The following is an 11,469-nucleotide window of genomic DNA, read 5'->3' as shown; positions in this document are numbered from 1 at the left end:
ATGCCGCTCGGTTACATCGCCTTCCAGTCGACAAGAGAGAGTGTGAGAGCCCTATGGCCACCATCAATCCAGTACAGTTCATCCAGCAGGTGCGCGCCGAAGTCAGCAAGGTTGTCTGGCCGACCCGCCGCGAGGTTCTGCTGACCACTGTCATGGTGTTCATCATGGCTGCGCTGACCGCGGTATTCTTTGCATTGGTGGATCTGTTGATCCGCTTTGGCTTGAATGGCGTTCTCGGGATGTTTGGCTAAGGCGCAGCTGCGCGTTTCACCAAGCCTGGCCGCGCCGTAGCCCCTTGATCTTATCCGCACAGGGGGATAGGTCAGCCGATACTGGAAGGGGCGTGCGGCGATTCGCACGCCGCTTTTTGTTGGGCTGCAGCCAAAGGCTGTTTGGAGATATTTGGCAGGTCATTCGCCTGCCGGGAACACAAGGACACTCAGGTTCATGGCGAAACGGTGGTATTCGGTCAGCGTTCTTTCGAACTTCGAAAAGAAAATCGCAGAACAGATTCGCGCCGCGGTCGTGGAGCAGAGTCTCGAGGACGAGATCGACGAGGTTCTGGTTCCCACAGAGGAAGTGATTGAAATCCGGCGCGGCAAGAAGGTTTCGACCGAACGCCGCTTTATGCCGGGCTATGTGCTTGTGCACATGGAAATGTCCGACAAGGGCTATCACCTGATTTCCTCGATCAACCGCGTCACCGGTTTCCTGGGCCCGCAAGGCCGCCCGATGCCGATGCGCGATGCCGAGGTACAGGGCATCCTGGGTCGCGTCGAGGAAGGTGTCGAAGCGCCGCGCACGCTTATCTCCTACGAGATCGGTGAGCGGGTTAAGGTCAACGATGGCCCCTTCGAGGACTTCGACGGCATGGTCGAAGGTGTCGACGACGACAACCAGAAGCTCAAGGTCACCGTGTCCATCTTTGGCCGCGAAACCCCAGTGGAGCTGGACTTCACCCAGGTGACCAAGCAGAGCTGATCCAGTCGTCCGCGAGGACAGCGATCCGAATTTCCCGTTGGGAACATGGCAGTCGGCCCCTATGATGGGGCCGATTTTCTTTTGTTCAGCCGGAGTCTGCCACCGATGAAACTGCTTGTGGTGTCGACCAATGCCGCCCTGACCATGGGAGGCGAGGCGATGAAGGCACTGCAATATGTGCAACAGCTGCTGGCGCAGGGGCGTGACGTTACCCTGATCACCCATGACCGTTGCCGCGCGGCGCTGGCAGGTCAGCTGCCCGAGGGTCGGGTGATCTACGTGCGTGATAGCGCGATGATGAGGGCCTGCTGGCGCACGCCGGGGCTGGCGCGTCTGGTCAACAGTTTCTTCCATCTGGAAGTGGCGCGGATCTGTCGTGACTTCGACCCGGACGGTGTGGTGATCCACTACCTCTGCCCGATTTCACCGGTAGAGCAGCGCTTCCCGCCGAAGGGGTATCGCTATGTGATCGGGCCGCTGTCGGGCAACATCTTCTACCCGCCCGGATTTCGGCATCTGGCCGGGCGCGGGTTGCGGTTGCAGCAGCGGATATACCGACCCTTGCAGAAATTACTGGGCCTTTTCTCGCGACAGTTTGCGCGCGCCGAGCGGGTGCTGGTGTCGGGCTATGATCGCACGCGGGAGGCGCTGGACTGGGCGGGCTGCCCGCCGGGTCGCATCGAGGAGGTCTGGGACGCCGGGCTGAGTGAGGCGCTGTTTGATCGTCCCCGCATCCGCCCGGCAGAGAGCCCGCCGCGTTTTGTTTGGATCGGGCGCATGGTGCCCTACAAAGGGGCCGAGCTGGCGATCCGAGCGCTCTCTCATGCACCGGAACAAAGCCAACTGACCCTATATGGCGATGGCCCGCAACGGGCTGAGCTGGAGGCTTTGGTGCGTGAATTGAACCTCGGTGCGCGTGTGACCTTCGCCGGGTGGTTGCCACATGATGCCCTCGCGGACACGCTGGGACGCTTTCGCGGCCTGATGTTCCCGACCCTGCGCGAGGCGAACGGGATTATCATGCAGGAAGCCATGGCCATCGGTCTTCCGGTGGTGACCCTGCGCTGGGGCGGGCCGTTGGGGTTGGCCGAGGAGGGCGAGGCCTTGTTTGTCGATGCGGGCTCGCAAGGGCAGGTGGTGCGTGATCTCGCCGGCGCCATGCAGAGGCTGGCGTATGAGCCGGATCTGGCAGAGCGTATTTCGCAAGCGGCGCGCGCCAAGGCCGAAGCGGCGTTCCCGTGGGGCCGGGTTGCGGACAGCTGGTATGCCGCTGCACGCGCAGCCCATGACAGGACCGCGGGCGGATCGCAGGAGGGGCGCGCGCGGCACGTTGATGTACCTTCAGGGGTTGATTCCGACCAACATAGGGCGTAACAGCCGCCAATCCGCCCGGTTTCTCAACCGGGTGTGATTCTTGTGGGAGGCCGAGGCGTCGCGACGCGAAGGTCGGACCACGCAACGTAATAAGGCCAAGGGGCGCGCCCTGAGGCTGTTGAATTAGGAGACAACCAGATGGCTAAGAAGCTTGTTGGTTCGATGAAACTGCAGGTTCCTGCAGGTCAGGCAAACCCATCCCCGCCAGTTGGCCCGGCCCTCGGTCAGCGCGGCATCAACATCATGGAATTCTGCAAGGCGTTCAACGCCAAGACCGCAGACATGGAGCAAGGCGCCCCTTGCCCGACCGTGATCACCTACTATCAGGACAAGTCCTTCACCATGGACATCAAGACGCCGCCCGCGTCTTACTACCTGAAGAAGGCCGCCAACCTGAAATCCGGCGCGAGCGCTCCGAGCCGTGAAGTGGCGGGCACCGTCACAGCTGCTCAGGTGAAAGAGATCGCCGAAGCGAAGATGAAAGATCTGAACGCGAACGATATCGAATCCGCGATGCAGATCATCCTGGGCTCCGCCCGTTCCATGGGCATTGAGGTGAAGTAAGATGGCAAAGCTCGGTAAACGTACCCGCGCAGCGCGCGACGCCTTCGCAGGCAAATCGAACCTCACCGTTGAAGAGGCCGTCGCACTGGTAAAGGCAAACGCCGCCACCAAATTCGACGAAACCATCGACATCGCGATGAACCTGGGCGTTGACACCCGTCACGCAGACCAGATGGTCCGCGGCGTTGTTGGCCTGCCCAACGGCACCGGCAAGACCATGCGCGTTGCTGTTTTTGCACGCGGCCCCAAAGCTGAAGAAGCTCAGGCCGCTGGCGCAGATATCGTTGGCGCAGAAGACCTGATGGAAACCATCCAGGGCGGCACCATCGAATTTGATCGCTGCATCGCGACCCCGGACATGATGCCCGTCGTTGGCCGTCTGGGTAAGATCCTTGGCCCGCGCAACCTGATGCCGAACCCCAAGGTTGGCACCGTGACCATGGACGTGAAAACCGCCGTGGAAGCTGCCAAAGGTGGTGAAGTTCAGTTCAAAGCGGAAAAAGGCGGCGTTGTGCACGCCGGCGTTGGCAAAGCGTCCTTCGACGAAGCCAAGCTGGTCGAAAACGTTCGTGCCTTCATCTCTGCCGTGTCCAAGGCGAAGCCTGCAGGCGCCAAAGGCACCTACATGAAGAAAATCGCTCTGTCCTCCACCATGGGCCCGGGCGTGACGCTTGACGTGGACGGCGCTGTTTCCGAGTAATTCGGACACCTCCACTTCCTGAAAAAGAGAGGCGGCACTTTGGTGTCGCCTTTTTTTGTTCTTGATTGGCCGCTATGTGAAGATGCGTTGAGACAGGTGGCTTTGGCGCGCAGATCAGGCAAAATGCGCGGGTTGGTCAACGAAGGTGTGGGAAAAACGCGGAAATGGCAGAGGCTGAGTCACAGGTCTGGCGGGTTGGCGCCATCATGAACGAACCTCTGCCGGAGGTGCTGAAGTTCTGCGCATGGTATCTTGCGCTTGGTGCCGACGAGGTGGTGATCTGCTTTGACAATCCTGATGATCCGGCGATCGACATCTTGTCTGACCATCCTCGCTTGCGCTGTATTTCCTGTACCCCCGCGTTTTGGCAGTCTCTGGGCCTCACCGCTGATGACGCCTTTGTCACCCGTCAGAATGCAGCGCTGACATGGATCTATCAGAAGTATCCTGATGGTTGGTTGCTGAATGTCGATGCGGATGAGTTCTTGTTTTTCGAGGGACGCAGCGTTGCGAACGTGCTTGCGAGCGTTCCCATCGACAAGAAGTCGCTTCGGGTAAAGACCGCCGAACGGATCATGGCGCTGGATGAGGCGGTGCTCACGCATTTCCGTCTGCCGATGGAGCGCGCTGTCCGCCATGCGGTTTACGGCGAAGACGCGCAGCTGTTTGGTCCACGTCGGCAGGGCTTGGTCGGCCATGCGCATGGAAAATCTATCGTGCGCTGCGGTATCGAAGGTCTGGTCCTGCGTCAGCACTGGCCGCGATACCTGCGCTCAGATGGCGCTGACGAAATGGTCCTGCACAATGAGGACGGCGCATACCTGTTGCATATGATCGGTGAGAGCTACGAGATTTGGCGCCACAAGCTGGCTTGGCGCTCGCATGCGCGCGGGTTTACCGATGGGCTGACCGACCGGGTGAAGCTTGCTCAACGCTCCAGCGATCCCGAAGAGGCTTTGCGGGATTTGCATCAGCGGCTTCACCATGCAACACCGGAGCGATTGGCGGCGCTGAACGCGCAGGGCGTGCTCTTGACCCTTTCAATGGATATCGACGCGCTGGTGCGCGAGTACTTCTGGGTGTCAGCATCGGACCTGGATGCTACCGGCAAAGGGCAAGAGACATAAAATGCGCAGCTGTAAAGGGTGAGGGCGGGAGAATGACAACATGGTCCGTGGTCGCGATCCTGAAGGAGCCCTGGCCTGTTCTGGAGCGGTTCATCTCCTGGCATCTGGCGGCTGGCGCGGAGCGTTTGCATCTGGTTTTCGACGATCCTGAGGACCCGTCGATTTCTCGGCTCGATGGTCATCCTGCTCTTGATATTCACCGCGCGACGCCTGACTTCTGGCGGTCTTGCGGCGCCAAGCCTGACGGACACTTTACCCATCGGCAAAACATGTCGATGAACTACCTCTACCAGCGCGCGACCAGCGATTGGGTTTTGAACCTAGATGGTGATGAGCTGGTTTATTGTCGTGACGGTCGGTTGGCTGATCTTCTCGACACGCAGCCTCCCGAGGTTCGCAGTCTGCTTCTAGGCGTGGCGGAGCATGTCGGGCGTCGCGCCGATGGCGCGAGCGACCAGTTCCGTCTCCCCATGTGGCCGCGTCTGTCGCGCCGGGTCTATGGCGAGTTTTCACGCTACATGGAGGGCAACAAGGGGCTGGTGGGGCATACTGTCGGCAAAAGCGTTGTTCGTACTGGCATTGCCTCCAAGCGGTTCCATCCTCATTGGCTGGTGGCAGAAGATGGCACCCGCATCTTGGACAAGAAAATCGTTGCGGAAGATGGCGCCGGGATCCTGCACTTCTATGCTGATCTCTATGACGTGTGGCGGCGCAAGCTTGAGTATCGGGTGCAGGCACAGGCACGCAGTCGACGTACCGAGATCCTCGATGCCTTGCTCGAGATACTGAACACGGGTGATGAGGCGCGGCTTCGGGATTTCTATCAGCGCATGCATCACCTTGATGCGCGACAGGCCAAGTTACTTTTGTCGCGCGATCGCCTGCTGGAGGTGGATGTCACTCATGCACCTCTGTTCGACGGGCCTGCGGAGGGGCGGTCCGAACCTCGCGAGACTGCGCCGTTTTCCAATTAAGGGGTTGGAAATCTGGCTTCGCAGGACTATGTACGGCCCACGGAGCAAAGCGTGCGATTCGTCGCGCGCTTTATTCCTTTTCGTCCAAGAAGGTGGGTGACCAGTCGATCGGGTCTTAATTTCCCTCCTGAGACGGGTAAAGACCAAGATTAGATCGAGGGTTTTCTAGCTCTCGGGCGACTTTGGCTAAAACCCCGTAAAACGGACTGGACCGCCGGACCCCTCGGGGTGCGGCAGAAATGAGCCGGGGCATTTGCCCCTAACTTGGAGAGAACTGTGGATAGAGCCCAGAAAGAGAAAGTGGTCGAGGAACTCGGCCAGATCTTCGAAAGCTCTGGCGTGGTGGTCGTAGCCCACTACACCGGTCTGACAGTTGCCGAGATGCAGGACCTTCGCGCACGTGCTCGTGACGCGGGTGGCTCCGTGCGTGTTGCCAAAAACAGGCTCGCCAAAATCGCCCTCGAGGGTAAGCCGTGTGAAAACATGTCTGACCTGCTGACAGGGATGACCGTACTGACCTATTCCGAAGACCCCGTGTCCGCCGCCAAGGTGGCCGAGGGTTTCGCCAAGGATAACAAAAAGTTTGAGATCCTCGGCGGCGCAATGGGTGAGAACGCTCTTGACCGCGCAGGCGTCGAAGCCGTGTCGAAAATGCCGTCCCGTGATGAGCTCATTGCTCAGATCGCAAGCTGCATTGGCGCACCGGCCTCCAACATCGCCGGCGCAATTGGCGCACCTGCAAGCAACATCGCAAGCATTCTTTCGACCATCGAAGAGAAGGCGGAAGCTGCGTAAGCGGTTGGCACTTAATGACTGGCGTAGGGCGCAAACTGCCCACGTTGGAACACACATCTGTAAACGGAAAGAGCTGATACAATGGCTGATCTGAAAGCACTCGCGGAAAGCATCGTTGGTCTGACCCTGCTGGAAGCACAAGAACTGAAAACCATCCTCAAGGACGAGTATGACATCGAGCCCGCAGCTGGCGGCGCAGTGATGATGGCTGGTCCTGCAGGCGGCGACGCAGCTGCTGAGGAAGAGAAAACTGAATTCGACGTCGTTCTGAAGAACGCCGGCGCATCCAAGATCAACGTGATCAAAGAAGTCCGCGGCATCACCGGCCTGGGCCTCAAAGAAGCCAAAGAGCTCGTTGAAGCTGGCGGCAAGATCAAAGAAGCTGTGTCCAAGGACGAAGCTGAAGAGATCAAAGGCAAGCTGGAAGCAGCTGGCGCCGAAGTCGAGCTGGCCTAAGCTAGCGCGCGGGGACATTTGGGCGCGAATTCACTCTGGATTTTTTCAGGTGACTTCTGCTCTATAGGCCTCGAAATTATTGGCTGGATCCGGGGAAACCCGGGTCCGGCTGAATCTGTCTCAGAAAGGGGCCTTTCTACCGGACGTCAGGTAGGCCCTTTTTTCAGGCGAGGTTCGTTGGATCGGGAGGCCGCCATTCGGGACGGTGGCCATGAATTGATCCAGACCACGCTGTCTCTGACGGACGAGGTGCCGGGGCCCGGCGGCATCCTTGTGTGTTGAGAACTCTGAAAGGTGACATCTGACATGGCTCAATCGTTCCTTGGCCAGAAACGTCTTCGCAAATATTACGGCAAGATCCGCGAAGTGCTGGACATGCCGAACCTCATCGAGGTCCAGAAATCTTCCTACGATCTATTCCTTCGCTCCGGCGATGAAGCCCTGCCGCTCGACGGCGAGGGCATCAAAGGCGTGTTCCAGTCGGTTTTCCCGATCAAGGATTTTAACGAAACCTCCGTTCTGGAGTTCGTGAGCTACGCGCTTGAGCGTCCGAAGTACGACGTCGACGAGTGCATGCAGCGTGACATGACTTATGCGGCTCCGCTGAAGGTCACCCTGCGTCTGATCGTCTTTGATGTCGATGAGGACACCGGCGCCAAATCCGTGAAGGACATCAAGGAACAGGACGTCTTCATGGGCGACATGCCTTTGATGACCCCGAACGGCACATTTGTCGTCAACGGCACCGAGCGTGTGATCGTGTCCCAGATGCACCGTTCGCCGGGCGTGTTCTTCGACCACGACAAGGGCAAGACTCACTCCTCGGGCAAGCTGCTGTTCGCCTGCCGCATCATCCCGTATCGCGGCTCCTGGCTCGATTTCGAATTCGACGCGAAAGACATCGTCTTTGCCCGCATCGACCGTCGCCGCAAGCTGCCGGTGACCACGCTGCTCTATGCCCTGGGTCTCGACCAGGAAGGCATCATGGATGCCTACTACAACACCGTGAACTTCAAGCTTGAGAAGTCGCGCGGCTGGGTCGCGCCGTTCTTCCCCGAGCGCGTGCGCGGCACCCGTCCGACCTATGACCTCGTGGATGCCGCCACTGGCGAAATCATCTGCGAAGCCGGCAAGAAGGTCACCCCGCGCGCCGTCAAGAAGATGATCGACGAAGGCAACATCACCGAGCTGCTGGTGCCTTTCGAGCATATCGTCGGCAAATATGTCGCCAAGGACATCATCAACGAAGAAAACGGCGCGATCTACGTCGAAGCCGGTGATGAGCTGACCTTGGAATACGACAAGGATGGCGACATCATTGGCGGCTCCGTCAAGGAACTGCTGGATGCGGGCGTCACCGACATTCCGGTTCTCGACATCGACAACATCAATGTCGGTCCCTACATGCGCAACACCATGGCGGCAGACAAGAACATGGGCCGCGACACCGCGCTCATGGACATCTACCGCGTGATGCGTCCGGGCGAGCCGCCCACCGTCGAAGCCGCCTCCGCGCTGTTCGACACGCTGTTCTTTGATTCCGAGCGTTATGACCTCTCCGCTGTGGGGCGCGTGAAGATGAACATGCGTCTGGCACTGGATGCAGAAGACACCATGCGCACCCTGCGCAAGGAAGACATCGTCGCCTGTATCAAGGCGCTGGTGGAGCTGCGTGACGGCAAGGGTGACATCGACGACATCGACCACCTCGGCAACCGTCGTGTGCGCTCGGTTGGCGAGCTGATGGAAAACCAGTACCGCGTTGGTCTGCTGCGCATGGAGCGCGCGATCAAGGAACGTATGTCCTCGGTCGAGATCGACACCGTGATGCCGCAGGATCTGATCAACGCCAAGCCCGCCGCTGCGGCTGTGCGTGAATTCTTCGGCTCTTCGCAGCTGTCGCAGTTCATGGACCAGACCAACCCGCTGTCGGAAGTCACCCACAAACGCCGTCTCTCGGCGCTTGGCCCCGGCGGTCTGACCCGCGAGCGTGCCGGCTTTGAGGTGCGCGACGTTCACCCGACCCACTATGGTCGGATGTGCCCGATTGAAACGCCGGAAGGTCCGAACATTGGTCTGATCAACTCGCTGGCGACCTTTGCCCGGGTGAACAAATACGGCTTCATCGAGACCCCTTATCGCGTTGTGAACGACGGTCAGGTGACCGATGAGGTTCACTACATGTCCGCGACCGAGGAAATGCGTCACACCGTGGCGCAGGCGAACGCAAACCTCGACGAGAACAACCGCTTCGTGAATGACCTCGTGTCCACCCGTCAGTCGGGTGACTACACGCTGGCCCCGAACGAAAGCGTTGACCTCATCGACGTTTCGCCCAAGCAGCTGGTATCGGTTGCGGCCTCGCTCATTCCGTTCCTTGAAAACGACGATGCTAACCGCGCTCTGATGGGTTCGAACATGCAACGTCAGGCTGTTCCGCTCCTGCGCGCCGAGGCGCCGCTGGTCGGCACCGGCATCGAGGAAATCGTGGCGCGCGACTCCGGTGCGGCGATCATGGCGAAACGCGCAGGCGTGATCGACCAGATCGACGCCCAGCGTATCGTGATCCGCGCCACCTCCGACCTGGAGATGGGCGACGCGGGTGTGGACATCTACCGCATGCGCAAGTTCCAGCGCTCGAACCAGAACACCTGCATCAACCAGCGTCCGCTGGTGAAAGTGGGTCAGACGGTCTCAAAGGGCGAGGTGATTGCAGATGGTCCGTCCACCGACATGGGTGAACTGGCGCTCGGCAAGAACGTCGTCGTCGCCTTCATGCCCTGGAATGGCTACAACTACGAAGACTCCATCCTGATCTCCGAGCGGATTGCCCGTGACGACGTCTTCACCTCGATCCACATCGAGGAATTCGAAGTCGCCGCCCGTGACACCAAGCTTGGTCCGGAAGAGATCACCCGCGATATCCCGAACGTCGGTGAGGAAGCCCTGCGCAACCTCGACGAAGCGGGCATCGTCTACATCGGTGCTGATGTGGAACCGGGCGATATCCTCGTGGGTAAGATCACGCCGAAGGGTGAAAGCCCGATGACGCCGGAAGAAAAGCTTCTGCGTGCCATCTTTGGTGAGAAAGCCTCCGACGTGCGCGACACCTCGCTGCGCGTGAAGCCGGGCGACTACGGTACTGTTGTCGAAGTGCGTGTCTTCAACCGCCATGGCGTGGAAAAAGACGAACGTGCGCTGCAGATCGAGCGTGAAGAAGTCGAACGTCTGGCCCGTGACCGGGACGATGAGCTCGGCATTCTGGACCGCAACATCTACGCGCGTCTGCGTGACCTGCTGATGGGCAAGACTGCCGTCAAGGGTCCCAAGGGCGTGCGCGGCAACACTGTCATCGACGAGGACCTGCTGGACAACCAGCTGACCCGTGGTCAGTGGTGGATGCTGGCGCTTGAGGACGAGAAAGACGCTCAGATCCTCGAAGCCCTGAACGAGCAGTACGAAGCACAAAAGCGTGCTCTGGATGCCCGTTTCGAGGACAAGGTCGAGAAAGTCCGTCGTGGCGACGATCTGCCGCCGGGTGTGATGAAGATGGTCAAGGTCTTCATCGCCGTGAAGCGCAAGCTGCAGCCGGGCGACAAGATGGCCGGTCGTCACGGGAACAAGGGTGTTATCTCCCGCGTGGTGCCGATGGAGGACATGCCGTTCCTCGCAGATGGTACTCCGGTGGACTTCTGCCTCAACCCGCTCGGCGTGCCGTCGCGTATGAACGTCGGTCAGATTCTTGAAACCCACATGGGTTGGGCCGCGCGCGGTCTGGGTCTGAAAATCGACGATGCGCTGCAGGATTATCGCCGGACCGGTGATCTGACCCCTGTGCGTGACGCCATGCGTGAAGCCTATGGTGAGGATGTCTACGACGAGGGCATCTCCGACATGGACGAGACACAGCTGGTTGAAGCGGCGGGCAACGTGACCCGCGGTGTTCCGATCGCCACGCCGGTCTTCGACGGTGCCAAGGAAGATGACGTCAACGACTCGCTGATCCGCGCAGGCTTTGACAAATCCGGTCAGTCGATCCTGTTCGACGGCCGCACCGGCGAGCAGTTTGCACGCCCGGTTACCGTCGGCATCAAGTACCTGCTGAAGCTGCACCACCTGGTGGACGACAAGATCCACGCCCGTTCCACCGGTCCGTACTCGCTGGTCACCCAGCAGCCGCTCGGTGGTAAGGCGCAGTTCGGTGGTCAGCGCTTTGGTGAGATGGAAGTCTGGGCTCTGGAAGCCTACGGCGCCGCCTACACCCTGCAGGAGATGCTCACCGTGAAATCGGATGACGTCGCCGGCCGGACCAAGGTCTATGAGTCGATCGTCAAGGGCGAGGACAACTTTGAAGCGGGTGTTCCCGAGAGCTTTAACGTTCTCGTCAAGGAAGTCCGCGGCCTCGGCCTGAACATGGAACTCCTGGATGCGGAGGTTGAGGAGTAAGGGCCCCGCGCCCTTACCCCACTCCCCCCTTCCGCAAAATTTGAGGTATCAA

10 protein-coding genes are annotated in these 11,469 nt (G+C 59.7%); all 10 read left to right on the top strand.

Features of this window, described 5'->3' with window-relative positions; translation table 11 throughout:
* Positions 1–53: 53 nt before the first annotated feature.
* The 10 genes from secE to rpoB all read left to right on the top strand — a co-directional run bounded on the left by secE (position 54) and on the right by rpoB (position 11,417).
* On the top strand, positions 54–251 hold the full coding sequence (gene secE / locus R1T40_RS14385; RefSeq protein WP_106164957.1) for a preprotein translocase subunit SecE: 198 nt from the start codon (positions 54–56) through the stop codon (positions 249–251).
* A gap of 196 nt (positions 252–447) precedes the next feature.
* Entirely contained in the window at positions 448–981 is a 534-nt protein-coding gene (gene nusG, locus R1T40_RS14380; RefSeq protein ID WP_106164958.1) for a transcription termination/antitermination protein NusG, read from the top strand.
* A gap of 105 nt (positions 982–1,086) precedes the next feature.
* A complete protein-coding gene (locus R1T40_RS14375; protein WP_317384595.1) occupies positions 1,087–2,355 on the top strand; it encodes a glycosyltransferase family 4 protein in 1,269 nt (422 codons plus the stop codon).
* A 138-nt stretch (positions 2,356–2,493) separates the two neighbouring features.
* Positions 2,494–2,919, top strand: coding sequence for a 50S ribosomal protein L11 (gene rplK, locus R1T40_RS14370; RefSeq protein ID WP_106164959.1), 426 nt, complete (start codon positions 2,494–2,496; stop codon positions 2,917–2,919).
* 1 nt (position 2,920) lies between these two features.
* On the top strand, positions 2,921–3,619 hold the full coding sequence (gene rplA, locus R1T40_RS14365; protein ID WP_106164960.1) for a 50S ribosomal protein L1: 699 nt from the start codon (positions 2,921–2,923) through the stop codon (positions 3,617–3,619).
* Positions 3,620–3,825: 206 nt separating this feature from the next.
* Positions 3,826–4,746: a glycosyltransferase family 2 protein gene (locus tag R1T40_RS14360; protein WP_317384594.1), complete on the top strand. Its 921-nt coding sequence runs from the start codon at positions 3,826–3,828 to the stop codon at positions 4,744–4,746.
* Positions 4,747–4,778: 32 nt separating this feature from the next.
* On the top strand, positions 4,779–5,720 hold the full coding sequence (locus tag R1T40_RS14355) for a glycosyltransferase family 2 protein (protein WP_317384593.1): 942 nt from the start codon (positions 4,779–4,781) through the stop codon (positions 5,718–5,720).
* Between the two features lie 276 nt (positions 5,721–5,996).
* Entirely contained in the window at positions 5,997–6,515 is a 519-nt protein-coding gene (gene rplJ / locus R1T40_RS14350) for a 50S ribosomal protein L10 (protein WP_106164963.1), read from the top strand.
* An 81-nt stretch (positions 6,516–6,596) separates the two neighbouring features.
* Positions 6,597–6,971 (top strand): 50S ribosomal protein L7/L12, encoded by a 375-nt coding sequence (gene rplL / locus R1T40_RS14345; protein ID WP_106164964.1) that lies wholly within the window; start codon positions 6,597–6,599, stop codon positions 6,969–6,971.
* A gap of 306 nt (positions 6,972–7,277) precedes the next feature.
* Positions 7,278–11,417, top strand: a complete 4,140-nt coding sequence (rpoB, locus tag R1T40_RS14340; RefSeq protein ID WP_106164965.1) for a DNA-directed RNA polymerase subunit beta — start codon at positions 7,278–7,280, stop codon at positions 11,415–11,417.
* The last annotated feature ends 52 nt before the right edge of the window (positions 11,418–11,469 follow it).

This window comes from Tritonibacter scottomollicae (genome assembly GCF_032924845.1).
Lineage (GTDB): Bacteria > Pseudomonadota > Alphaproteobacteria > Rhodobacterales > Rhodobacteraceae > Epibacterium > Epibacterium scottomollicae.
The sequence above is the reverse complement of the archived record's forward strand: the minus strand, read 5'-3'. Positions and strand labels throughout refer to the sequence as shown.

Excerpts from the sequence above, each read along its gene's own strand:
- secE (WP_106164957.1), top strand. The coding sequence starts at position 54 with ATGGCCACCATCAATCCAGTACAGTTCATCCAGCAGGTGCGCGCCGAA.
- nusG (WP_106164958.1), top strand. The coding sequence starts at position 448 with ATGGCGAAACGGTGGTATTCGGTCAGCGTTCTTTCGAACTTCGAAAAG.
- R1T40_RS14375 (WP_317384595.1), top strand. The coding sequence starts at position 1,087 with ATGAAACTGCTTGTGGTGTCGACCAATGCCGCCCTGACCATGGGAGGC.
- rplK (WP_106164959.1), top strand. The coding sequence starts at position 2,494 with ATGGCTAAGAAGCTTGTTGGTTCGATGAAACTGCAGGTTCCTGCAGGT.
- rplA (WP_106164960.1), top strand. The coding sequence starts at position 2,921 with ATGGCAAAGCTCGGTAAACGTACCCGCGCAGCGCGCGACGCCTTCGCA.
- R1T40_RS14360 (WP_317384594.1), top strand. The coding sequence starts at position 3,826 with ATGAACGAACCTCTGCCGGAGGTGCTGAAGTTCTGCGCATGGTATCTT.
- R1T40_RS14355 (WP_317384593.1), top strand. The coding sequence starts at position 4,779 with ATGACAACATGGTCCGTGGTCGCGATCCTGAAGGAGCCCTGGCCTGTT.
- rplL (WP_106164964.1), top strand. The coding sequence starts at position 6,597 with ATGGCTGATCTGAAAGCACTCGCGGAAAGCATCGTTGGTCTGACCCTG.
- rpoB (WP_106164965.1), top strand. The coding sequence starts at position 7,278 with ATGGCTCAATCGTTCCTTGGCCAGAAACGTCTTCGCAAATATTACGGC.